Raw genomic sequence first — 20529 nt, 5'->3', positions numbered from 1 at the left:
CGCGTACGGTGGTCAAAATACTCATGTATCCGCACATACACTGCGCTTTCTTCGCTCCGCCACACACCATCTGCCGGCGCTCGCGACAGATCGTGAACCGGTTCTGACCCCGGATGGCCCCTCCTGCTCCTCCGGCCGCCCGGCCGCTGCGCCTTGCGGTGCTGGCCTCGGGTCGCGGCAGCAACCTGCAGGCGATCCTCGACGCGATCGCCACCGGGACGCTGGACGCCCGCGTCGTCGGCGTGTTCTCCGACAAGACCAGCGCCGCCGCGCTGGCGCGGGCCCGCGACGCCGGTATCGCGGCGCAGGCGCTGCGCCCCCGCGGTTTCGCGTCGCGCGAGGCCCATGACCAGGCGTTCTTCGACCTCGTCGATGCCTGCACGCCCGACCTGATCGTCTGCGCCGGCTACATGCGGCTGATCAGCGCCGCCGCGGTGGACGCGCGGCCCGGCCGCATGATCAACATCCACCCGTCCCTGCTGCCGGCCTTCAAGGGCCTGCATACACACCAGCAGGCACTCGATGCCGGGGTCGGCGTGCATGGCGCCAGCGTCCACTTCGTGACCGCCGATCTCGATGGCGGCCCGGTCATCGCGCAGGCCCGGGTGCCGGTGCTGCCCAGGGACGACGCGGCCGCGCTCGGCGCCCGCGTGCTGACCCGCGAACATCCCCTGCTGCTGGAAACCCTGCGCTGGCTGGCCGCCGGCCGCATCGGCCTGCATGAACGCACGGTTCAGTGTGATGGACGTCCTGTGACCGAACCTCTTCAGCTGACAGCCACCGGCCACTTTGCATGATGGCGTCGATGCCATCCGACCACCCCCACTCCTCTGCCGCGTCCAGGCAAGCTCCTGCCAGGTCTGCCCGGCCCACCGCCGCGCTGCGCTGGCAGTGGCGGGCATTGCTGTGCCTGGGCCTTGGCTACGGCGCGGTATCGACGGTGCAGGCCACCGACCTGCAGCCCTTCGTGGCCAGCTACGAGGCCTTCCACAACGGCAAGGCCGCCGGCACCGCCAGCATGCGCGTGGTGCGCAGGGACGACACGCAATGGCGGGTCGATCTTGCGATCCACGGCAACCGCGGTTTTGCCGGCATCGTCGGCCTGAACATCGAACAGAGCACCGTCTTCGACGAAGCCGGCGGGCACTTCCGGCCGTTGAGCCAGAGCACGATGCGGAAGGTCGCGCTGTTCCGCCGCAATACCGTCGGCACCTACGACTGGCAGGCCGGCACTGCGCAATGGACCGGCGACGTCAAGCGCGAACGCCGCGAGGCGGTGCCGCTGCAGCCGGGCGATATGAGCGGCCTGCTGATCAACCTGGCACTGATCCGCGACGCCCGTCCGGGCCAGGCCCTGCACTATCGCTTCGTCGATGCCGGCCGCATCCGCGACCACGACTACCAGGTGGCCGCAGAGACCGAAGCGGTCCAGGTCGGCGAACTGAGCTATGAAGCCATGCGGGTCGACCGCACCAATGGCGGCAACGACGAAACCATCGTCTGGGTCGCCGATGGCGTTCCGACACCCATCCGCATCCTGCAGCGCGAGGATGGCCAGGACGGCATCGACCTGCGATTGATCGAGTACCAAGGAGCCCCCTGATGCGAATCCGAGCACACCTCTCCTCCCGGCTGGCCGCGACCGCCACCCTTGCCCTGTCGCTGGCGGCGGGTCCGCTGCTGGCGGTCGAGCCGTTCAAGGCCGATTACCAGGCCAACTACATGGGACTTCAGGCCAATGCGCAGATGTCGCTGGCCGCCGACGGCCAGAACCGCTGGAAGTACGTGCTCGACATCGGCGGCGCGGGCGCCCGGCTGACCCAGAGCACGACCTTCGAGACCAGTGGCGAGCAGTGGCGTCCGCTGAGCAGCACCGATACCCAGCGTGGCGAATCCGGGCTGGGCGCGATGCTCGTCAAGAACCGCAGCAGCCAGGCCACCTACGACTGGAGCCGCAACGAAGCGCGCTGGACCGGCGACGTCAAGGCCGAGGAATCCGGCCCCGTGCGCCTGCAGCCGGGCGACGTCGACGGCATGCTGCTGAACCTGGTGCTGGTGCGCGATGTCGCCGCCAAGCGTCCGCTGAGCTATCGCCTGGTCGAGGATGGCCGTGCGAAGAACCAGGCCTACCAGCGCGCCGGCACCGAGACCATCACCGTGGCCGGCAAGGAACATCGCGCGGTCAAGGTCGTGCGCACCGATGGCAGCCGCCAGATCACCGCATGGATCGTCGAGGGCCTGCCGGTCCCGGCGCGCATCCTGCAGCAGCGCAACGGCCAGAACCAGATCGACCTGCGCCTGCGGTCGTTGCAGTAGTCGCCTGACGCATTCCCCCTGCACCACCCGTCGCGGTGCAGGCTCGCCGGCGCGATCTCGCTTCACTCATCCGGCAGGCGCGTCGCACATCCAGACGCGCCTTCTCGGCGATGCCTTGCTTATTCGGCCTCGGCTTCAGGCACCAGCTGCACGCGGCAATCCACGCGGATAGGATCTTCCGGCGCACGCCGCCACGCATAGCTGCGACAGACGCGCTTGCCTTCGACACGCTCGCGCACGATCACCGCATGGAACCCCTGCAGCATCTCGGTCTGGCTGACGGTGCCGTCGGCATTCCAGTCCATGTCGCGCATCTGCGCGCCGTTCAATCCGGCCACGCCCATCGACTTCAACGCGAACATCGCCGCGATCAAGGCCAGCATCGCGACCAGCAGGATGACCCTGCGACGCGACAGCCCGCCGCGGCCACTTTTGCCCCCGCCCCTGAGGATCATGAGATCCGCCGGATCCGTGCACCGAGCCCGGAGAGCTTGCGCTCGATGTGCTCGTAGCCGCGGTCGAGGTGGTAGATGCGGTCGATGGTGGTGTCGCCCTCGGCGACCAGGCCGGCCAGGATCAGCGAAGCCGATGCCCGCAGGTCGGTCGCCATCACCGGCGCACCACTGAGCCTGGCCACACCCGTGACGGTGGCGCGATGTCCTTCGATGTGGATGTCGGCGCCCAGGCGCAGCAGTTCGTTGACGTGCATGAAACGGTTTTCGAAGATCGTCTCATCGGTCGTCGAAACGCCGTCGGCGATGCAGTTCAACGCCATGAACTGCGCCTGCATGTCGGTGGGAAAGCCCGGGTGCGGGGCCGTCACGATGTCGACTGCCGTGGGCCGTCGCCCGTGCATGTCCAGCGTGATGCGATCGCCATCGCAGCTGACCTCGGCGCCGGTCTCGACCAGCTTGGCCAGTACCGCATCGAGGGTATCCGGCCGCGCATGGGTCACCGTGACCCGTCCGCCGGTCATCGCTGCCGCCACCAGGAAGGTGCCGGTCTCGATGCGGTCGGCCACCACTTCATGGTGCGCGCCATGCAGGCGCTCGACGCCATGCACGGTGATGCGGGCGGTGCCCGCGCCTTCGATGCGGGCGCCCATCGCCACCAGGCACTGCGCAAGATCGACGATTTCGGGCTCGCAGGCGGCATTCTCGATCGTGGTCGTGCCCTCGGCCAGCGTCGCGGCCATCAGCGCGTTCTCGGTGGCGCCGACGCTGACCATCTCGAACACGATGCGGCCGCCGCGCAGGCGTTCGGCGCGGGCCTTGATGAAACCGTGCTCGACCGTGATCTGCGCGCCCAGCGCCTCCAGCGCCTTGATATGCAGGTCGACCGGACGCGAGCCGATCGCGCAGCCGCCGGGCAGCGAGACTTCGGCGGTGCCGTAACGGGCCAGCAGCGGCCCCAGCACCAGCACCGAGGCGCGCATCGTGCGCACCAACTCGTACGGAGCGATCTGGCTGTGCACGCTACGTGGATCCACGGTGACGCGACTGCCGTCGACATCGTGTTCGACGCCAGCGCCCAGCTCGCGCAGCACCTTGGCGGTGGTCACCACGTCGTGCAGGTGCGGGACGTTGCCGACCGTGACCGGCTCATCGGCCAGCAGGGTCGCGCACAGGATCGGCAGCACCGCGTTCTTGGCGCCGGAAATCCGCACTTCGCCCCGCAGCGGGGCACCACCATTGACGACGATCTTCTGCATCAGCCCTGCCCCGCCTGGCCGGCCTGCTGGCCGCCGCCCGGTTGCTTGCGGGCGTGCTGCTCACGGGCGTGTTCCTCGGGCGTCAGGGTCCGCAACGCAAGCGCATGGATCTCGCCGCCCATGCGGTCGCCGAGCGTGGCATAGACCAGTCGGTGACGGGCGAGCGGCAGTTTTCCGCTGAATGCGCCCGAAACCACCAGCGCCTCGAAGTGCACGCCGTCGGGGCCGTGGACCTCGACCGAGGCGCCGGGAAGGCCTTGTTCAATCAGTTGACGGATGATGTTCGCGTCCAATATGTCCTGTCCTGGGGCTGGCGAGCCCGCTGAAGCGCGCATGAGTCCGATCGGCTGGCAGGGTGCCATCACCGGTTTTCACGCTGGGATGCGCATAAAATGAATGGATTAGCCTAACGGAAACAGCCCCCTCTCGGATATGGCCGCTCCCCAGATCTCACAGCCGGATACGGATTCCGTGGCGCCCTCCGCCGTGGCGGACAAGGCCGACCCGACGGCGCTGGCCGCCAGCGGCCGACGCACCTTCGACATCGAGATCCGCGGGCTCGAAAGCGTGGCCGCGCGCATCGATGGCGCATTCACCCAGGCCTGCCAGCGCATCCTCGCCAGCCGCGGCCGCGTGGTCTGCACCGGCATGGGCAAGTCCGGCCACGTCGCGCGCAAGATCGCCGCGACCCTGGCCTCGACCGGCACGCCCTCGTTCTACGTGCATCCGGGCGAAGCCGGTCATGGCGACCTCGGCATGATTACCGACACCGATGTCGTGTTGGCGCTGTCGTATTCAGGCGAGTCCGACGAATTGCTGACCCTGCTGCCGGTGTTCAAGCGCCAGGGCAATGTACTGATCGCGATGACCGGCCGGCCGCAGTCGACGCTGGCCAGTGAGGCCGATGTGCACCTGGACATCAGCGTGCCGGCCGAAGCCTGCCCGCTGCACCTGGCACCGACCGCCAGCACCACCGCGTCGCTGGCGATGGGCGATGCGCTGGCCGTGGCCCTGCTGGAGGCGCGCAGTTTCACCGCCGACGACTTCGCCCGCTCGCATCCTGCCGGAGCCCTCGGCCGGCGCCTGCTGCTGCATATCGCCGACGTCATGCACAGCGGCGACGACGTGCCGGTGGTGGCCGCCGACGCGTCCCTCAGCGATGCGCTGCTCGAGATGAGCCGCAAGCGCCTGGGCATGACCGCGGTCACCGACCATGCCGGCGTGCTGCTGGGCCTGTTCACCGACGGCGACCTGCGCCGCACGCTGGCCGACCGCAGCCTCGATGTGCACGGGACCACCATCGCCGACGTCATGACCCGCGACCCGGTCACGATCGACAGCGCCGCGATGGCCGCCGAAGCCGCGCGCCTGATGGAGACCCGCAAGATCAACGCCCTGATCGTCGTCGACGCCGCGCATCGCGTCGTGGGCGCCCTGAACATCCACGACCTGCTGCGCGCGCGCGTGGTCTGAGCCGACGCCACGCCCCGCGCCCACCGAGGACCCGATCAGCCCCATGACGTCATATTTCCCGCATTTCCCCGCCGACCTGCTGGCACGCGCCGCCAACATCCGCCTGGCGTGTTTCGACGTCGACGGCACGTTGACCGATGGCCGCCTGTTCTTCGATATGCACGGACAGGAGATCAAGTCCTTCCACGTGCTCGACGGGCAAGGCCTGGTGCAGCTGCGCAAGGCCGGCATCACGGTCGCGTTCATCACTGCGCGCACCAGCGTGATCGCGCTCAACCGCGCACGCGAGCTGGGACTGGAAGGCTTCGATGGCGTCACCGACAAGCTGGTCTGCGTCGATGCGCTGTGCACGCGGCTCGGCATCGACCGCACCCAGGTCTCGTTCATGGGGGACGACCTGCCGGACCTGCCGGTGCTGCGCAGCGTCGGCCTGTCGGTCGTGCCGGCCAACGCGCACCCGTGGGTGGTCGCACCGGCGCACTGGCAGACGCATGCCCGTGGCGGCGAAGGCGCCGCGCGTGAACTCTGCGACCTGCTGCTGACCGCCCATGGCAAGGTCGATGCGTTGCTGCAGGCGGGAGTGCACTGATGCTGGGCTGGCGCGGCGTACTGACGGTGTTGCTGCTGCTGGCTGCCCTGGTCTCGGGCTGGTCGGCCTGGCTCAAGCGCGGCGACGACGCCCCCGTGGCGGCGGGCCTGCAGCGCTCGGACTACGTGCTGCGCGACTTCGAACTGGTGACGCTGGACTCCGAAGGACTGGAGTCCTTCTCGCTGCGCGCACCCGAGCTGCGGCAGACGCCGGGGGCACGCACGATGGAACTGGCGACACCGCTGTTCCTGGTGCCCGACGCCCAGGACCGCCGCTGGGAGCTGCGTTCGCAGACCGGCTGGATCAACGAGAACAGCGACGAGATCCGCCTGCGCGGCAAGGTCGTCGCCGAAAGCCCCAAGGACGCGCCCAACCCGACCGTGATGCACACCGAGGAACTCGATGTCTTCCCGAACCAGAATCTCGCCACGTCCGAAGCCCCCGTCTCCATCACCCGGCCCGGCTCTACAATGCAGGGCACCGGCATGCGCGCGCACCTCGACGCCAACCGAATCGAGCAACTTTCCAAGGTCCACATCCGCTATGAGCCCAAGTCCCGCTAAAGCGACCCTCGCCAGCCTGCTGCTGGTGCTCGCCGCCGCCGCGCCATTCCAGGCCTCGGCGAAAAGCACCGACCGCAACCAGACCCTCGTCGTCGACGCCGACCGCAACGACTGCACCCTCGACGATTCCGGCCCCTGCATCCTGACCGGTACCGTGCACATCGTGCAGGGATCGCTGGACATCCAGGCCGCGCGCGCCGAGATCCGCCAGGCCGGCGGCGAACCGCGCCAGGTCAAGCTGACCGGCTCGCCGGTGCGGATGAAGCAGGAGATGGACACCGGCGGCACGATGAACGCCACCGCCGGGCAGATCGATTACGACCTGCAGGCCGATACCGTCGTGTTCACCGGCAAGGCCGTCGTGCAGCAGCCCGGTCGCGGCAGCATCGCCGGCGAACGCATCGTCTACAACATGCGCACCGGCCAGGTCCAGGGCGGCGGCGAAGGCAGCGGCCGCGTCCGCCTGCAGTTCGAGCCGCGCAACAAGACCACGCCGCCGGCCGCCACTTCCGGGAACGGCAGCTGATGCTGGTCGCCGAAGGTCTGCGCAAGCGCTACAAGCAGCGCGAGGTGGTCAAGGAGTTCGGCCTGACACTGGATGCCGGCGAGGTCGTCGGTCTGCTCGGCCCCAACGGCGCCGGCAAGACCACCTGCTTCTACATGATCGTCGGGCTGGTCCCGACCGATGCCGGCAAGATCGTGCTCGACGGCCACGACATCACCGCCGAGCCGATGTATACGCGCGCCAAGCGCGGCGTCGGCTACCTGCCGCAGGAACCGTCGGTGTTCCGCAAGCTCAGCGTCGCCGACAACATCATGCTGGTGCTGGAACTGCGCGACGATCTCGACCGCAAGTCGCGCCAGGCGCAGCTCGACTCGCTGATGGAAGAGCTGCAGATCACCCATGTCGCCGACCAGATCGGCGCCAGCCTGTCCGGCGGCGAGCGCCGCCGCGTCGAGATTGCGCGTGCATTGGCCGCCAACCCCCGTTTGATCCTGCTCGACGAACCCTTCGCCGGCGTCGACCCGATCTCGGTCGGCGAGATCCAGCGCATCATCGAACACCTCAAGCAGCGCGGCATCGGCGTGTTGATCACCGACCACAACGTCCGCGAGACCTTGGGCATTTGCGACCGGGCGTATATCCTCAGCGACGGCGGCGTGCTCGCGCAGGGGGCTCCGGACGCGCTGCTGGCCAATCCCGACGTACGCCGCGTCTACCTGGGGGAATCGTTCCGCCTGTAACCGCAGCGGTCGCTCTGGACAGGGGGCACGATCCGTTCGTGCGCCCGCCTGGCGCCCCTTCCGTCCGCGGCAGGGGGGTCGGGTGAGGAAAACCGGCGCCATCACGGATGGCGGCCTGCTTTCCAGACCCACCTTGTAGAGCTTCCGGGGACGATGAAACCAAGGCTGCAGACATCGCTGGGACAGCAACTGGTACTGACGCCGCAACTGCGCCAGGCCTTGCACCTGTTGCAGTTGTCGACGCTGGAACTCGAGGCCGAGATCACCGCGGCGATCGAAAGCAATCCCCTGCTGGACTGGGAAGAAGGCGACGACACCCCGGACGCCGACCCCGTGCCCGGCGAACGCGAGACCCTGCTGCCGGAGCGGGAGCCCCTGCTTCCCGACCGGGGCACCGACACCCAGGCCGACACCGGCAACAGCGGCGATGCCGAATGGGACCCCGCCGATGACAGCTGGTACGACCGCAGCGACTATGTCGGCGGCAACAGCGGCGGCGACCACGGCGACGACGACCAGGACCCGGGCAACCGCCTGGTCCAGACCGAAAGCCTGCAGGACCACCTGTCCTGGCAACTGCACCTGAGCCACCTGTCCCCGCGCGACCGCCAGATCGGTGCGGCGCTGATCGATGCCATCGACGACGATGGCTACCTGCGCGAATCCTTCGACGCCATCGCCAGCGCCGTGCAACCCGAATCCACCGTCGGCCACGACGAGATCCTCGCCGTGCTGCGCCAGGTCCAGTGCTTCGATCCGGTCGGCGTCGGCGCACGCGACCTGGGCGAATGCCTGGTGCTGCAACTCGACAACCTGCCCGAAGACACGCCCGGCCGGCGGCAGGCGCGGCGCGCCGCGGCCGAGATGATCGACCGCCTGCCCCGCCTGGGCGCGTCCGGCCTGGCCGATGCGCTCGGCTGCTCGCCGCCGGAGGCCGCCGAGGCCCTGCAACTGCTGCGCTCGCTCGACCCCCGCCCCGGCGCGCAGATCGGCGGCGTGCCGACCGACAACTACGTCACCCCCGACTGCACGATCAGCCGCGTCAACGGAGTCTGGCGCGTCGCCCTGGCCAACAGCCACCAGGCCCGGCTGACCATCCACCGCGGCTACGAGCAGATGATCCAGCACGCCTCCGGCGAGGACGGCGGCTACCTGCGCGGCCGGCTGCAGGAAGCGCGCTGGCTGCTGAAGAACATCGAGGCCCGCGGCGAGACCCTGTTGAAGGTCGTGCGCTGCGTGGTCCACCAGCAATCGGGCTTCCTCGAGTTCGGCGCATCGGCCCTACGGCCGCTGACGCTGCGCGAGGTCGCCACCCAGATCGGCATGCACGAGTCGACCGTGTCGCGCGCGGTGTCGCGCAAGTTCGTGCATACTCCGCGCGGCACCCTGCCGTTGCGCGACTTCTTCGCCTCGGGCATCGACACCGACAGCGGCGGCGGCGCCTCCAGCACCGCGATCCAACAGATGATCCGCGAACTGATCTCGGCCGAGGCCCCGCGCAAGCCGCTGTCGGACGCCCGCATCGCCGACCTGCTGAAGGCTTCCGGCATCCCCTTGGCACGGCGGACCGTGACCAAGTACCGCGAAGCGATGAACATCCCTTCGTCGCACGAGCGCGTGCGGGTCGGTTAGGCCACAGCGCCGGCAGCACGTCCCGACAGATGACGAAACGCTCACGGCGCGCAAACGGCGGGCGTGTTCGTCTGGGCCATGGGTAGACGCACGGAGACGACCGCAAGGCGATGGCGAGGCGCTGAACCAAGCCACCGCCGGGCGGTCCAAATCCGCGTGAGGGCGATCGTTCCGAACGCCCTCACGCTGCGCTACCCTGTCCCCATCGTGGCCACACCGGCCACGGTGCACTACCCCCGAAATCGAGGAGTCTGCCGATGCGCATCGAAACCCACGGCCACCAGATCGAGATCACCCCGGCTTTGCGTGAATACGTCGAATCCAAGCTGCAACGCTTGGCCCGCCATTTCGAGCAACCCGTCGATCTACGCATCCAGCTCAGTCTCGACAAGCCCAACCACTGTGCTGAAGCCACGGCCGTGCTGTCCGGCAAGACCCTGCACGCCGACGCCACCGGCGTCGACATGTATGCCGCCATCGATCTGCTGGCCGACAAGCTCGACCGCCTGCTGCTCAAGCACAAGCAGAAATCCACCAGCCAGCGCCGCGGCGACCCCGCCCTGCGCGAAAGCAGCTTTGGCTGAGCGCGACACCCAGCATCACGATCCCCCACCATGCCCTGGAATGACCTGCTTTCCCCCGACCGCATCGTGATGCTGGTCGAACCCGGCACGCGCACCAGCGTGCTCGATGCCGCCGCCCGGTTGCTGGGCGGCGCATCTCCCACCATCACCCCGCTGATCTCGCAGGCGTTGCGCGATCGCGAAGCCCTGGGCAGCACCGGCATCGGCCGTGGCGTTGCCATCCCGCATGCGCGCTGCCAGGCCTTCAACCAGCCCCGTGGCGCGTTCCTGCGCCTGGACCATCCGGTCGACTTCGGTGCGCCCGATGGCGTGCCGGTCGACCTGGTGTTCGCGATGTGTTCGCCGGAGGGCCTGGTCGAGGACCACCTGCAGCAGTTGTCCTGGGTCGCCGAGCGTTTCTCGGACCCGGAGCTGCGCGAGGCCCTGCGCACCGCCGGCCAGGTGGCGCACCTGCGCAGCCTGCTGCTCGACCGTGCCGTCGCCGGCATCCAGATTGCCTGAACAGATCGACTGACATGGATCGCCGAACCGAATGAATGCAAGCCTGACTGCCCGCGACCTGTTCGACCAGCAGCACGAACGCCTCGCCATGCGCTGGCTGGCCGGTCAATCGGGCGACCAGCGCGTGCTGGAATCTGTCGAAACCCATGCCCGCCGCCCCTCGCTGGCCGGCTATCTCAACATCATCTATCCCAACAAGGTGCAGATCCTGGGCACCGAGGAGCTGGCCTGGCTAGACGGCCTGGACTCGCGGCTGCGTTGGGAGACCATCGAACGGATGATCCAGTACCGTCCGCTGGCCCTGGTCATCAGCAAGGACCAGACCTGCCCCGAAGACCTGCGCGAAGCCGCCGAGGAATCGCAGACGCCGCTGTGGTCCTCGCCCCGGCGCGGCCATGAGCTGCTCAACCACCTGCAGTACCACCTCGCCCGCGCGCTCGCGCCACGGGTCACGCTGCACGGCGTCTTCATGGAGATCTATTCCATCGGCGTGCTGATCACCGGCGAGTCGGGATCGGGCAAGAGCGAACTGGCGCTGGAACTGGTGACCCGCGGGCACCGGCTCGTGGCCGACGACGCCCCCGAGTTCACCCAGATCGCACCCGACGTGCTCGATGGCACCTGCCCCGAACTGCTGCAGGACCTGCTGGAACTGCGCGGACTGGGCGTGCTCAACATCCGCCAGATGTTCGGCGACACTGCGGTCAAGAAGAACAAGTACCTGCGCCTGATCGTGCACCTGAGCCGCCCCGGCGCCGAACCGCACGCCTACGAGGACGGCATGATCCGCCTGACCGGCGACCTCGGCCTGCGCCGCGTGCTCGACCTCGACGTGCCGATGATCACCCTGCCGGTCATGCCCGGCCGCAACCTCGCGGTACTGACCGAGGCCGCGACCCGCACGCATATCCTGCGGGCCAAGGGCATCGACCCCGCGGCCGCCTTCCTGGCGCGCCATTCCCACTTCCTCGAACACGGCAGCGACAGCCCGGCATGAGCGATACCCCGTCCCCACCTTCCCCGCCGGCATCGGCCTCGACCCTGCTGATCGTCTCGGGCATGTCCGGCGGCGGCAAGAGCGTTGCGCTCAAGACCTTCGAGGACCTGGGCTTCTACTGCGTCGACAACCTGCCTGCGGAACTGCTGCCGGACTTCGTGACTACCGCATCGCACCCCGAACGCAGCAGCGAGAAGCTTGCGGTCGGCATCGACATGCGCAGCCGCGGCGACCTCGCGCACGTCCCCGACTGGTTGTCGGCGGTCGGCGCGCTCGGCTTCGATCCCCGGCTGGTGTTCTTCGATGCCAGCGACGACGTGCTGATCAAGCGTTACGCCGAAACCCGGCGCCGGCATCCGCTGACCCACATCGGCCTCGCGCTGGCCGATGCGATCTCGCTCGAGCGCCAGGCGCTGCGTCCGCTGCGTGCGCTGGCCGACGTGATCATCGACACCAGCGACCTCAACGTCCACCAGCTCCGCCGTCGCGTCGTCACCGAACTTGGCCTGGCGCAGGACTCGTCGCTGTCGCTGCTGTTCGAGTCGTTCGCCTACCGGCATGGCGTGCCCGCCGATGCCGACTTCGTATTCGACGCGCGCGGGCTGCCGAACCCGCACTGGGATCCGCGCCTGCGACCACTGTCGGGCCGCGACCCGGACGTACGCGCGTTCTTCGAGGAGCAGCCGATCGTCCGGGAATTCTTCGACGAGATCTCCGGGCTGCTCGACAAGTGGCTGCCGCGGATGCAGTCCGACACCCGCAGCTATGTGACCGTTGCGTTCGGCTGCTCCGGCGGCCGCCACCGGTCGGTCTACCTGGCCGAGGCCATGGCCGAGCATGCGCGCCAGCATGGCTGGCGTGACGTCGCCACGCTGCATCGCGAACTGGGTTGAGCGCGCTGGACCTGTCGATCGCGGCAAGCCATAAGGGCTGGCCGGACGATCCGCGCCCGACGCAGGCTAGCCGGTGGCCCAAGCGTCGGCACAGCGGATGTCCCGATGCGATGACAGGACATCCATCCCGTTTCCCGACGCAATGCCACGATGGCGCTTCCGGGCTGTCACCGCTGTCTGATAACGTTGCGGCATGACCGTTGGCATCCTCCTCGTGACCCACCCTGGCGTCGGCACCGCATTGACCGCGGTCGCCACGACGATGCTGCGCCAGTTGCCCCTGAAGACCGAAGCGTTCGAAGTGCCGTTCGACGGCGACCTCGACGTCCTGCTGCCGCAGGCCAGCGCTGCGTTGCGCAGGGTCGACAGTGGCGAAGGCGTGCTGGTGCTGACCGATGTCTATGGCGCATCACCGAGCAACCTCGCCGCGCGCCTGGCGCAGTTGGGCACGCCGATGCGCAGGGTGTCCGCGGCCAGCCTGCCGATGCTGCTGCGGGTGATGAACTATGCTGAGCTTCCCCTTGACGAACTCCCTGCGGTGGCTGCGGCCGGTGCCCGCAACGGGGTCATCCACGACGACGCCTGAGAGCCGACCCCATGATCGAACGTGAACTGCTGATCAGCAACAAACTGGGGCTGCACGCACGCGCCACCGCCAAGCTCGTCCAGGTGCTGTCGGGATTCCGCTGCAACGCGACCCTGGTCGCCAAGGGCCGCGAGGTCAACGCCAAGAGCATCATGGGCGTGATGCTGCTCGCGGCCGGGCATGGCACCAGCGTGGTGCTGCGCGCCGACGGCGATGACGAAGCCGCCGCCGCCGAAGCCGTCGCAGCCCTGTTCGAACGCAAGTTCGACGAGGAGAGCTGATGCGGAGACAGGTGTCCGGGCACGGCGCCTCTAGGGGAAACGCCCTGGGCCGGGCACGCGTCCGCCTGCCGCACGCACTTGAGGTCACCGAGCAGCACGTCGAACCGGCCGAGGCCGAAGGCGAGCTCAAGCGCCTGCACCATGCCATCGACATCGTCCGTGTCGAGATGCGCAACATGCGCGACCAGCTGCACGGCGCGCTGGCGCACGAAGTCGGCGAATTCCTCGACCTGCACGCCCTGCTGCTCGACGATCCCGAACTCCTGCAGGGACTGGACGAACTGGTGGGCAAGGGCCTGTACACCGCCGACTACGCGTTGCGCCTGCAGCGCGATCGCCTGGCCGCGGTGTTCGAGGCCATGGACGACGACTACTTCCGCAGCCGCATCGAAGACATCGACCAGGTCATCGGCCGCGTGCATGCCGCGCTGCACCGGCGCGAGGCCGACCTCAGCGGCATCGCCGGCGAGATCCTGGTCACCGACACCATCGCGCCATCCGAGCTGGTGCAACTGCAGTCCCAGGGCGTGCTGGCCGTGGTCACCGCTACCGGCAGCGCGCTGTCGCACAGTGCGATCCTCGCGCGCAGCCTGCACCTGCCGCTGATCGTCGGCGCGCACCTGGCGCTGCAGCAGGCCAATGACGGCGACGTGCTGCTGGTCGACGGCAGCAGCGGCGCGCTGATCATCGAGCCCGATGCCGACGACCTGCGCGCGTACCGCAGCCGGCTGCGCGAGGAAAAGCGCGAACGCAAGCAACTGCACCGCCTGCGCCGGGAGCCCTCGCGCACGCTCGATGGCAACGACATCAAGCTGTACGCGAATGCCGAATCGCGCGAGGACGTCGCCGAGGCGCATGCGCTGGGCGCGGCCGGCGTCGGCCTGTACCGCACCGAATTCCTGTTCATGCAGCGCAGCGAAGTTCCGGACGAGGAAGAGCAGTTCCGCGCCTATCGCGATGTCGTGCTCGGCATGACCGGGCGCGTGGTGACGATCCGCACCCTCGACATCGGCGCCGACAAGGCCGACCGCAGCGGACTGGCCTTGCGCGGCGAGCCCAACCCGGCGCTCGGCCTGCGCGGCGTGCGCCTGTCGCTGGCCCATCCTGACCTGTTCGAGACGCAGTTGCGCGCCATCCTGCGCGCGTCGGGCTACGGCCCGGTGCGGATCCTGGTGCCGATGATCAGCAGCCGCGAGGAGATCGTCTCGGTGCTCGCACTGGCGCGCCGCGTGGCCGCCGACCTGCGCCGCGAAGGCAAGCCGATCGCCGATGACGTGCCGGTCGGCGCGATGATCGAGGTCCCCGCAGCCGCGCTGGCGCTGCCGGGATTCATCGGCCTGGTCGACTTCCTGTCGATCGGCACCAACGACCTGGTCCAGTACCTGCTGGCCGCCGACCGCACCAACGATGCCCTCGGCGAGCTCTACACCCCATTGCACCCCGCGCTGCCGCGCCTGCTGCAGTCGATCATCCGGACCGCCAAGGCCCGCGGCAAGCCGGTGGCGGTCTGCGGCGAAATGGCCGGCGATGCGATGTTCACCCCGATGCTGCTGGCGCTGGGCCTCGAGGAATTCAGCCTGCATCCGGCGATGCTGCTGGAAGTGCGCCGGGCGATCCGCGGCCTCGACCAGGCTGCCCTGCGCGCGCGCGCGCCGGCCCTGTTGCGTGCGCACGACCGCGAGGCTCTGCAGCGCTGGCTGCATAGCGTGCAGGCTCACTGAGCGCGCATCGGCGCCCTGCCATCGCTGCGCATGCTCCGCAGGCAGCGAGCGGCAAGCCGCCCCGGCCCCGTACCGACTGAACTTGCCGTGGCCTCAGGGTGTGCAGATTCACATGCGCACGTGATAATGCGTGTTCCCGCACGAGGCTCGCAGGCGCTTGGCGCCGCAACGAGCCCCCTGTCCAGACGATAGCCCCCCGTCGCGGCGCATGCGCCGCGACGCGCAATGGAAGCGAGCCATGGCAGAAGCCGTACGCCACGACAAGACCGCGCGCCAGCTGCGTCTGCTGTCGGACGCGCTCGACAGCGGCCGCCTGGGCCCGGTGCGGCGGCTGATCAATACCCTGGCGCCGGCTGAGATCGGCAACCTGCTCGAATCGCTGCCGCATGAAAAGCGCATGGTGGTCTGGGGCCTGGTCGACGCCGAGGACGACGGCGAGGTCCTGGTCCATGTCGGCGAGGAAGTTCGCGAGAGCCTGCTGGCGGACATGGACACCGACGAGATCGTCGCCGCGGTCGAGGACCTCGACATCGACGATCTGGCCGACCTCGTCGAGGACCTGCCCGATACCGTCATCGACGAAGTCCTCAAGTCGATGGACCGCGAGAACCGCGAGCGCCTCGAACAGGTGCTGTCGTATCCGGAAGACACCGCCGGCCGCCTGATGAACCCGGACGTGGTGACGGTGCGCGCCGACACCACCGTCGACGTGGTGCTGCGCTACCTGCGCCTGCGCGGCGAACTGCCCGAACACACCGACCACCTGTATGTCGTCAACCGCCGCCACCAGCTGATCGGCTGGGTCGCGCTGCAGGACCTGGTCACCCACGACGCGCACACCCCGGTCAACGCCCTGATCGATGCCGACCTGACCGCGATCAACGTCGACGAGTCCGCCGAGCAGGTCGCCCGCCAGTTCTCCGACCATGACTGGGTGTCCGCGCCGGTCGTCGACGACGGCAACGTGCTGCTGGGCCGCATCACCATCGATGACGTGGTCGACATCATCCGCGGCCAGGCCGAGCACCAGGCCCTGGGCGCCGCCGGCCTCGACGAGGAAGAAGACCTGTTCTCGTCGATCCGTCGCGCGGTGCGCGGCCGCGTCGTCTGGCTGGGCGTCAACCTGCTGACCGCGTTCATGGCCGCTTTCGTGATCGGGCAGTTCGAAGTGACGATCGAGAAGGTCGTCGCGCTGGCGGTGCTGATGCCGATCGTCGCCGGCATCGGCGGCAACGCCGCGGTGCAGGTGCTGACGCTGATGGTGCGCGGCATCGCGCTCGGCCAGGTCGGCGCCAGCAATGCGCGCATCCTGCTGTGGAAGGAACTGCGGGTCGCGGTCATCAACGGCATGCTGATCGGCGGCCTGGTCGGCCTGGTCGCCCTCGCCTGGTTCCATGACTGGGTGCTGTCGCTGGTGATCTTCAGCGCGCTGGTGATCAATTTCTGTTCGGCCGCACTGGCCGGCGTGCTGCTGCCGCTGCTGCTCAAGCGCATGCACATCGACCCGGCGGTGGCCGGCACCGTCGTCGTCACTGCCGTCACCGACATCATGGGCTTCTTCAGCTTCCTCGGGCTGGCAACGGCGATCATGATCCGCTGAGGCAGGGCTGCACCCGATGACGCAGCACGCGGGCCCTGGCGCCGTCCTCAGGTCGAAACGCTGCAGTCAGGTATGCCGCCCTCGCGAGGGGTACATTGGCCCGGCACCCGTGGAGATGCACACCGTGGAGACCGCCCCATGCATGGAGACCGCCCGATGCCCTTGCGCCTGTTGCTGCCCTTGTTCGCCGGATGGCTGTTGATGGCCGGCTGCGCCTCGAGCGATCTCGACCGGCCCGCACCGTCCCCGGCCGATCCGGCTGCGGACCAGCCCCACGGCATCGGCCATGGCGATTTCGTCGCGCACAGCCTGTCGTTCGAAGGCCGCACGGTCCGCTACCAGGTCTTCGTGCCGATGCGACTGGAAGCCACGCCCATCCCGCTCGTACTGTTCCTGCACGGATCGGGCGAACGCGGCGACGACAACCGCCGGCAGCTGGAAGCAGGCCTCGGCCCCTACCTACGCGCGCACGGCGATCGCTTCAAGGCGCTGGCGGTGTTTCCACAGGCGCCCCGGCATAGCGAGTGGAGCGGCGACAGCGCGCGCATGGCGCTTGCCGTGCTCGACGATGCCGCGCGCTTCTACGGCGCCGATCCCGACCGCACCTACCTGACCGGCATGTCGATGGGCGGCTACGGGAGTTGGGAGCTCGCACTGATTGCGCCGCAACGCTTCGCCGCGATCGTCCCCGTCTGCGGCGGCATCACCGCGCCCGGTCATCGCCCGACGCTGATGGTCACGCCGGTCGCCGGCGGCGCCGCCGATCCGTTCGCCGCCACGGCCGCCGCGCTCAAGGACCTGCCGATCTGGATCTTCCATGGCGGCGACGATGACGTCGTGCTGCCAGAACAGTCGCAGCGGATGTACGCCGCGCTGCAGCGCCAGCGTGCCGGCAATGTCCACTACACCGAGCTCCCTGGCGTCGGCCATAACAGCTGGGATCCCGCCTACCGCGACCAGGCGATGTGGGACTGGCTGTTCGCGCAGAAGCGTTGAGTGTCCGGTTCGCGCCCATGGGCGCTCCCGCAAGCCTGTGGGAGCGGCTTCAGCCGCGAATCAGAACCCCTGACACCACCCGCACCAATCAGCCCAGCAGGGCCTCCAGCACCGCCATCCGCACCGCGACGCCATTGGCGACCTGGCGCAGGATCAGCGACTGTCTGCCATCGGCCACCGCATCGTCGATCTCGACGCCGCGATTCATCGGTCCCGGATGCAGCACAACCGCGTCGGCCGCCGCACGCTTGAGGCGCGCGGGCGTCAGTCCGTAGCGTGCGTGGTAACCATCCAGCGAATCAACCAGGCCTTCTTCCATGCGCTCGCGCTGCAGGCGCAGCATCATCACCGCGTCCACGCCATCGAGCGCGGCATCGAGGTCATCGTAGACGCTGCAGCCGGCCAGCGTCTCGTCTTCAGGCAGCAGCGACGACGGTCCGCAGACGCGGATCTCGCTGGCACCCAGTGTCCGCAGCGCATGCAGGTCCGACCGCGCCACGCGCGAATGCTTGACGTCACCGACGATGACCACTTTCAGCGCCGAGAAATCCACGCCCTTGGCCTGGCGCAGCGTCAGCATGTCGAGCAGGCCCTGGGTGGGATGCGCGCTGCGGCCATCGCCGGCATTGATCAGCGCGGTCCCGGGGTTGGCCTGCGCCGCCAGTGCCGCCACCGCGCCATCCTGGCTGTGCCGGACCACGAAGCCCTGCACGCCCATCGCCTCGATGTTCTTCAAGGTATCGACCGCGGTCTCGCCCTTGGTCGTCGACGAGGTCGCCGCATCGAAGCCCAGCACGTCCCCGCCCAATCGTTGCGAAGCACGCTGGAAGCTCAGCCGGGTCCGCGTCGACGGTTCGAAGAACAGCGTGCAGACCGCCTTGCCGGCAAGACGCTCGCGCGCATCCTCGCCGCCCGCGAACTGCTGCGCACGGTCCAGCAGGCGCTCCAGCACCGGGCGGGGCAAGCCGTCCAGCGTCAGCAGGTGGCGCAGGTGCCCGTCGGAATCGAGTTGGGAGACGCTCATGACAGGCTCACGACGGTTTCATGTGGAGGGAAGATCTTCAAGATCGACGGCATCTCCGGGCGATGCCAGCCAGCGTTCGACAATCACGGCAGCGGCCACCGCATCCAGCGCGGCAGCATCGCTGCGACGGCGACGGCCTTCGGAACGATCGACGGCGAAGCGATGCGCGGCCTCGATCGAACTCGAACGCTCGTCCATCAAGACCACCGGCACCCGGAAGCGCGTGGCGAGTTCGCGCGCGAACGCATGCGCGCGCTTGCGGATCGGCTGGTCGCCACCATCGAGCGTCATCGGATCGCCGACCACCAGGCCATCGGGGCGCCATTCCTTGTAGACGCGCTCGATGGCCAGCCAGTCGATCGCATCGGCATGCACGTTGACCACCGCCAGCGCACGCGCGCCGTGCCCGAAGGCACTGCCCACGGCCACGCCGATCCGGCGTGAACCGACATCGAAACCCAGCACGGTGCCATCGGCACGGATCGGGCCGCGACTCATGCGTTCCCCGTGTAGTCGGCCATGCGCATCAGGTCGACGCCGATCTGCCCGGCCGCCGCCTGCCATCGCGCATCCAGCGGCGTGTGGAACAGCACGTCGTTGTCGGACGGCGCGGTGATCCAGCTGCTGCCCGACAGTTCGAACTCCAGTTGCCCCGCGCCCCAGCCAGCGCAGCCCAGGGCGACGACCGCATGCTCGGGGCCCTCGCCACGCGCCATCGCTTCCAGCACGTCGCGTGACGTGGTGACCGACAGCCCGTCGGCGATCGCCAGGCTGGAATCCCAGGTGCGTCCGCCGTCGTGGACGACGAAACCGCGCTCGGGGTGGACCGGCCCGCCGGCCAGTACGCGCTGACCGCGCAGTCCGGAATCTGTCGAGGCAATGCCCATCTGCTGGAAGATCTCGCCCAGCGTGTATTCGGAGGGCCGGTTGATGACCACGCCCATCGCGCCATCGCCATCATGCTGGCAGATCAGGGCGACGGTCCGCGCAAAATTGGGATCGTCCATCGCCGGGGCGGCGATCAGCAGCTGATTGGCCAGGGGCAGGAACGGGGAGGACATGCCGGTATTCTAGGGCCTGTTGACGCCATTGACGTGTGTCGCATGCTGTCTCCGGCCACCCGCGGACACCTTTGGTTCAATGCGCGGATGTCGCCGGGGGCGCTATCCTTGCCGCATGAGCGCCTATTGCGACGTCGCCCCTGGACACCCCATCCACGGGCCCTACCACGACACCGAGTACGGTTTCCCGCAACGCGAGGAACACGTGCTGTTCGAACGCCTGCTGCTGGAGATCAACCAGGCTGGACTGAGCTGGGAGACCATCCTGAAGAAGCGCGCGGGCTTCCACGGCGCCTATCACGGCTTCGACGTTGACAAGGTCGCGGGCTATGGCGAGCGCGACCGCAACCGCCTGCTGGCCGATGCCGGCATCATCCGCAACCGGCTCAAGGTCGACGCCGCGATCCACAACGCCGGGATCATCCAGGGCATGCGCGCCTCGCATGGTGGCTTCGCGCAATGGCTGGACGCACACGTCCGCGACGAGACCGGTACGCCGCGCGACAAGGCCGCCTGGGTCAAGCTGTTCAAGAAGACCTTCCGCTTCACCGGCGGCGAGATCACCAACGAGTTCCTGATGAGCCTGGGCTACCTGCCCGGCGCGCACCGTCCGGATTGTCCGGTGGCGAAGAAGCTGGCGCGTCTGCGGCCGAAGCGATAGCCCTCCCACGAGCGCCTTCAGGCGCGACCGGGCGTCCCCCGCTAGCGATCGCGCCAGAAGGCGCTCCTGCACACGCCGCCGATGCCCTGCCCCAA

At 68.6% G+C, this 20529-nt stretch carries 25 protein-coding genes; 19 read left to right on the top strand and 6 right to left on the bottom strand.

Features of this window, described 5'->3' with window-relative positions; all coding sequences use genetic code 11:
- Positions 1 to 113: 113 nt before the first annotated feature.
- From purN to ACYX7E_RS08195, 3 genes are read left to right on the top strand one after another with little or no spacing between them, the layout of a single operon-like run.
- A complete protein-coding gene (purN, locus tag ACYX7E_RS08205; protein ID WP_462080082.1) occupies positions 114 to 797 on the top strand; it encodes a phosphoribosylglycinamide formyltransferase in 684 nt (227 codons plus the stop codon).
- Between the two features lie 8 nt (positions 798 to 805).
- Positions 806 to 1603, top strand: a complete 798-nt coding sequence (locus ACYX7E_RS08200) for a DUF3108 domain-containing protein (RefSeq protein WP_462080081.1) — start codon at positions 806 to 808, stop codon at positions 1601 to 1603.
- Positions 1603 to 2316 carry a DUF3108 domain-containing protein gene (locus ACYX7E_RS08195; protein ID WP_462080080.1) on the top strand — a complete coding sequence of 238 codons (714 nt, stop codon included), beginning with the start codon at positions 1603 to 1605 and terminating at the stop codon, positions 2314 to 2316. The genes ACYX7E_RS08200 and ACYX7E_RS08195 overlap by 1 nt, the downstream gene beginning before the upstream one ends.
- A 119-nt stretch (positions 2317 to 2435) precedes the next feature.
- Here ACYX7E_RS08195 and ACYX7E_RS08190 read toward each other — a convergent pair whose 3' ends face one another.
- From ACYX7E_RS08190 to ACYX7E_RS08180, 3 genes are read right to left on the bottom strand one after another with little or no spacing between them, the layout of a single operon-like run.
- Positions 2436 to 2771, bottom strand: coding sequence for an EF-hand domain-containing protein (locus tag ACYX7E_RS08190; protein WP_462080079.1), 336 nt, complete (start codon positions 2769 to 2771; stop codon positions 2436 to 2438).
- The gene (murA, locus tag ACYX7E_RS08185; RefSeq protein ID WP_462080078.1) at positions 2768 to 4027 is read right to left on the bottom strand and encodes a UDP-N-acetylglucosamine 1-carboxyvinyltransferase; all 1260 of its coding nucleotides are present in this window, start codon (positions 4025 to 4027) and stop codon (positions 2768 to 2770) included. Before murA ends, ACYX7E_RS08190 begins: the two co-directional genes overlap by 4 nt.
- Entirely contained in the window at positions 4027 to 4320 is a 294-nt protein-coding gene (locus ACYX7E_RS08180) for a BolA family protein (RefSeq protein WP_462080077.1), read from the bottom strand. The genes murA and ACYX7E_RS08180 overlap by 1 nt, the downstream gene beginning before the upstream one ends.
- A 178-nt stretch (positions 4321 to 4498) precedes the next feature.
- Here ACYX7E_RS08180 and ACYX7E_RS08175 point away from each other — a divergent pair, with 178 nt between their 5' ends.
- The 15 genes from ACYX7E_RS08175 to ACYX7E_RS08105 all read left to right on the top strand — a co-directional run bounded on the left by ACYX7E_RS08175 (position 4499) and on the right by ACYX7E_RS08105 (position 17688).
- Positions 4499 to 5500 (top strand): KpsF/GutQ family sugar-phosphate isomerase, encoded by a 1002-nt coding sequence (locus ACYX7E_RS08175; protein WP_462080076.1) that lies wholly within the window; start codon positions 4499 to 4501, stop codon positions 5498 to 5500.
- Positions 5501 to 5543: 43 nt separating this feature from the next.
- Positions 5544 to 6089 carry a KdsC family phosphatase gene (locus ACYX7E_RS08170; protein WP_462080075.1) on the top strand — a complete coding sequence of 182 codons (546 nt, stop codon included), beginning with the start codon at positions 5544 to 5546 and terminating at the stop codon, positions 6087 to 6089.
- Positions 6089 to 6652: an LPS export ABC transporter periplasmic protein LptC gene (gene lptC, locus ACYX7E_RS08165; RefSeq protein WP_462080074.1), complete on the top strand. Its 564-nt coding sequence runs from the start codon at positions 6089 to 6091 to the stop codon at positions 6650 to 6652. The genes ACYX7E_RS08170 and lptC overlap by 1 nt, the downstream gene beginning before the upstream one ends.
- A complete protein-coding gene (gene lptA, locus ACYX7E_RS08160; RefSeq protein WP_462080073.1) occupies positions 6633 to 7178 on the top strand; it encodes a lipopolysaccharide transport periplasmic protein LptA in 546 nt (181 codons plus the stop codon). The genes lptC and lptA overlap by 20 nt, the downstream gene beginning before the upstream one ends.
- Positions 7178 to 7897 carry an LPS export ABC transporter ATP-binding protein gene (gene lptB, locus ACYX7E_RS08155; protein WP_462080072.1) on the top strand — a complete coding sequence of 240 codons (720 nt, stop codon included), beginning with the start codon at positions 7178 to 7180 and terminating at the stop codon, positions 7895 to 7897. The genes lptA and lptB overlap by 1 nt, the downstream gene beginning before the upstream one ends.
- Before the next feature lie 153 nt (positions 7898 to 8050).
- Positions 8051 to 9529 (top strand): RNA polymerase factor sigma-54, encoded by a 1479-nt coding sequence (locus ACYX7E_RS08150; protein WP_462080071.1) that lies wholly within the window; start codon positions 8051 to 8053, stop codon positions 9527 to 9529.
- Between the two features lie 257 nt (positions 9530 to 9786).
- Positions 9787 to 10113, top strand: coding sequence for a ribosome hibernation-promoting factor, HPF/YfiA family (gene hpf / locus ACYX7E_RS08145; protein WP_462080070.1), 327 nt, complete (start codon positions 9787 to 9789; stop codon positions 10111 to 10113).
- A gap of 30 nt (positions 10114 to 10143) precedes the next feature.
- Positions 10144 to 10614 carry a PTS sugar transporter subunit IIA gene (locus ACYX7E_RS08140; protein ID WP_462080069.1) on the top strand — a complete coding sequence of 157 codons (471 nt, stop codon included), beginning with the start codon at positions 10144 to 10146 and terminating at the stop codon, positions 10612 to 10614.
- A 31-nt stretch (positions 10615 to 10645) separates the two neighbouring features.
- On the top strand, positions 10646 to 11611 hold the full coding sequence (gene hprK, locus ACYX7E_RS08135; protein WP_462080068.1) for an HPr(Ser) kinase/phosphatase: 966 nt from the start codon (positions 10646 to 10648) through the stop codon (positions 11609 to 11611).
- Positions 11608 to 12504, top strand: a complete 897-nt coding sequence (gene rapZ, locus ACYX7E_RS08130) for an RNase adapter RapZ (protein WP_462080067.1) — start codon at positions 11608 to 11610, stop codon at positions 12502 to 12504. The genes hprK and rapZ overlap by 4 nt, the downstream gene beginning before the upstream one ends.
- A gap of 193 nt (positions 12505 to 12697) precedes the next feature.
- Entirely contained in the window at positions 12698 to 13090 is a 393-nt protein-coding gene (locus tag ACYX7E_RS08125; protein WP_462080066.1) for a PTS sugar transporter subunit IIA, read from the top strand.
- An 11-nt stretch (positions 13091 to 13101) separates the two neighbouring features.
- Entirely contained in the window at positions 13102 to 13371 is a 270-nt protein-coding gene (locus tag ACYX7E_RS08120; RefSeq protein ID WP_462080065.1) for an HPr family phosphocarrier protein, read from the top strand.
- A complete protein-coding gene (gene ptsP / locus ACYX7E_RS08115; RefSeq protein ID WP_462080064.1) occupies positions 13371 to 15092 on the top strand; it encodes a phosphoenolpyruvate--protein phosphotransferase in 1722 nt (573 codons plus the stop codon). The genes ACYX7E_RS08120 and ptsP overlap by 1 nt, the downstream gene beginning before the upstream one ends.
- Positions 15093 to 15330: 238 nt before the next feature.
- Positions 15331 to 16692: a magnesium transporter gene (gene mgtE / locus ACYX7E_RS08110; RefSeq protein ID WP_462080063.1), complete on the top strand. Its 1362-nt coding sequence runs from the start codon at positions 15331 to 15333 to the stop codon at positions 16690 to 16692.
- Between the two features lie 156 nt (positions 16693 to 16848).
- Positions 16849 to 17688, top strand: a complete 840-nt coding sequence (locus ACYX7E_RS08105; protein ID WP_462080062.1) for a carboxylesterase family protein — start codon at positions 16849 to 16851, stop codon at positions 17686 to 17688.
- Between the two features lie 88 nt (positions 17689 to 17776).
- Here ACYX7E_RS08105 and ACYX7E_RS08100 read toward each other — a convergent pair whose 3' ends face one another.
- The 3 genes from ACYX7E_RS08100 to ACYX7E_RS08090 are packed head-to-tail and all read right to left on the bottom strand — an operon-like array spanning position 17777 to position 19773.
- Positions 17777 to 18712 (bottom strand): aspartate carbamoyltransferase catalytic subunit, encoded by a 936-nt coding sequence (locus ACYX7E_RS08100; RefSeq protein ID WP_462080061.1) that lies wholly within the window; start codon positions 18710 to 18712, stop codon positions 17777 to 17779.
- 18 nt (positions 18713 to 18730) lie between these two features.
- Positions 18731 to 19210, bottom strand: coding sequence for a Holliday junction resolvase RuvX (gene ruvX, locus ACYX7E_RS08095; RefSeq protein ID WP_462080060.1), 480 nt, complete (start codon positions 19208 to 19210; stop codon positions 18731 to 18733).
- The gene (locus ACYX7E_RS08090; RefSeq protein WP_462080059.1) at positions 19207 to 19773 is read right to left on the bottom strand and encodes a YqgE/AlgH family protein; all 567 of its coding nucleotides are present in this window, start codon (positions 19771 to 19773) and stop codon (positions 19207 to 19209) included. Before ACYX7E_RS08090 ends, ruvX begins: the two co-directional genes overlap by 4 nt.
- 115 nt (positions 19774 to 19888) lie before the next feature.
- Between ACYX7E_RS08090 and ACYX7E_RS08085 the strand changes: the two genes are divergently transcribed.
- Positions 19889 to 20434: a DNA-3-methyladenine glycosylase I gene (locus ACYX7E_RS08085; RefSeq protein WP_462080058.1), complete on the top strand. Its 546-nt coding sequence runs from the start codon at positions 19889 to 19891 to the stop codon at positions 20432 to 20434.
- The last annotated feature ends 95 nt before the right edge of the window (positions 20435 to 20529 follow it).

This window comes from Luteimonas sp. RIT-PG2_3 (assembly GCF_054902115.1).
This window is presented reverse-complemented; position numbering and strand designations above follow the sequence as displayed.

Coding starts and splice junctions, on each gene's coding strand:
- ptsP (WP_462080064.1), top strand. CDS start 13,371: ATGCGGAGACAGGTGTCCGGGCACGGCGCCTCTAGGGGAAACGCCCTG.
- ACYX7E_RS08125 (WP_462080066.1), top strand. CDS start 12,698: ATGACCGTTGGCATCCTCCTCGTGACCCACCCTGGCGTCGGCACCGCA.
- murA (WP_462080078.1), bottom strand. CDS start 4,027: ATGCAGAAGATCGTCGTCAATGGTGGTGCCCCGCTGCGGGGCGAAGTG.
- lptB (WP_462080072.1), top strand. CDS start 7,178: ATGCTGGTCGCCGAAGGTCTGCGCAAGCGCTACAAGCAGCGCGAGGTG.
- ACYX7E_RS08170 (WP_462080075.1), top strand. CDS start 5,544: ATGACGTCATATTTCCCGCATTTCCCCGCCGACCTGCTGGCACGCGCC.
- ACYX7E_RS08200 (WP_462080081.1), top strand. CDS start 806: ATGCCATCCGACCACCCCCACTCCTCTGCCGCGTCCAGGCAAGCTCCT.
- mgtE (WP_462080063.1), top strand. CDS start 15,331: ATGGCAGAAGCCGTACGCCACGACAAGACCGCGCGCCAGCTGCGTCTG.
- hprK (WP_462080068.1), top strand. CDS start 10,646: ATGAATGCAAGCCTGACTGCCCGCGACCTGTTCGACCAGCAGCACGAA.
- ACYX7E_RS08085 (WP_462080058.1), top strand. CDS start 19,889: ATGAGCGCCTATTGCGACGTCGCCCCTGGACACCCCATCCACGGGCCC.
- ACYX7E_RS08100 (WP_462080061.1), bottom strand. CDS start 18,712: ATGAGCGTCTCCCAACTCGATTCCGACGGGCACCTGCGCCACCTGCTG.
- ACYX7E_RS08195 (WP_462080080.1), top strand. CDS start 1,603: ATGCGAATCCGAGCACACCTCTCCTCCCGGCTGGCCGCGACCGCCACC.
- ACYX7E_RS08140 (WP_462080069.1), top strand. CDS start 10,144: ATGCCCTGGAATGACCTGCTTTCCCCCGACCGCATCGTGATGCTGGTC.
- lptC (WP_462080074.1), top strand. CDS start 6,089: ATGCTGGGCTGGCGCGGCGTACTGACGGTGTTGCTGCTGCTGGCTGCC.
- ACYX7E_RS08090 (WP_462080059.1), bottom strand. CDS start 19,773: ATGTCCTCCCCGTTCCTGCCCCTGGCCAATCAGCTGCTGATCGCCGCC.
- ACYX7E_RS08150 (WP_462080071.1), top strand. CDS start 8,051: ATGAAACCAAGGCTGCAGACATCGCTGGGACAGCAACTGGTACTGACG.
- ACYX7E_RS08190 (WP_462080079.1), bottom strand. CDS start 2,771: ATGATCCTCAGGGGCGGGGGCAAAAGTGGCCGCGGCGGGCTGTCGCGT.
- purN (WP_462080082.1), top strand. CDS start 114: ATGGCCCCTCCTGCTCCTCCGGCCGCCCGGCCGCTGCGCCTTGCGGTG.
- hpf (WP_462080070.1), top strand. CDS start 9,787: ATGCGCATCGAAACCCACGGCCACCAGATCGAGATCACCCCGGCTTTG.
- lptA (WP_462080073.1), top strand. CDS start 6,633: ATGAGCCCAAGTCCCGCTAAAGCGACCCTCGCCAGCCTGCTGCTGGTG.
- ruvX (WP_462080060.1), bottom strand. CDS start 19,210: ATGAGTCGCGGCCCGATCCGTGCCGATGGCACCGTGCTGGGTTTCGAT.
- rapZ (WP_462080067.1), top strand. CDS start 11,608: ATGAGCGATACCCCGTCCCCACCTTCCCCGCCGGCATCGGCCTCGACC.
- ACYX7E_RS08105 (WP_462080062.1), top strand. CDS start 16,849: ATGCCCTTGCGCCTGTTGCTGCCCTTGTTCGCCGGATGGCTGTTGATG.
- ACYX7E_RS08120 (WP_462080065.1), top strand. CDS start 13,102: ATGATCGAACGTGAACTGCTGATCAGCAACAAACTGGGGCTGCACGCA.